Annotated in this window: 1 protein-coding gene; it reads left to right on the top strand. The window is 40.0% G+C overall.

Translation table 11 applies throughout. From position 1 onward, the window contains the following. Window positions 1-78 precede the first annotated feature (78 nt). The coding region (locus M72_RS14865; RefSeq protein WP_141652765.1) for an IS110 family transposase at window positions 79-583 on the top strand (505 nt) is incomplete at its 3' end.

Genomic DNA, 583 nt, shown 5'->3' with positions numbered 1-583 from the left:
AAAAGAATACCTCAAGTAAATTTAGATTATTACTGACCTGCCAGTTGGTAAAATCTAAAAACACAAGAGGTATTCAAGATGAATGTTAAAGCAACAAGAATAAAAAAGCAAGTAAATGTAGAAAATCAGGCAATAAAGCTTCTGTCAAAAGAAGAATTGGGCATAAAAATAGAGGTGATTAAAAAAGAACTGAGATCCTATACTTGGCGAGACTTGGAAACAAATGGTAAGTTTGCTAAGAACGATAAACTCTCCTTCATTACGGATGACATGCTTATAGCAGGATGCGATATAGGCAGTGAGACTCATTATATTAGGGCAATCGATGTCAGAGGAAGAGAGCTAAGCAGCGGGGCATTCGAGTTTAGCAATACTTCAGAAGGCTTTGCGAATGCCAAGGCATGGGTGCTGGCACTTGCGGCAAAAAACGATAAGAAACAGATAGTGCTGGGTCTTGAACCGACAGGCCACTACTGGTTTGCATTGGCTGCATGGATGGTTTCTAACGGAATCAGCGTTGTCCAGGTAAATCCATATGCTGTAAAGCAGAGTAAAGAAATAGAAGACAATAGCCAGCTCAAGG

This window comes from Roseburia faecis (genome assembly GCF_001406815.1).
GTDB classification, from domain to species: Bacteria; Bacillota; Clostridia; order Lachnospirales; family Lachnospiraceae; genus Roseburia; species Roseburia faecis.
This window is presented reverse-complemented; position numbering and strand designations above follow the sequence as displayed.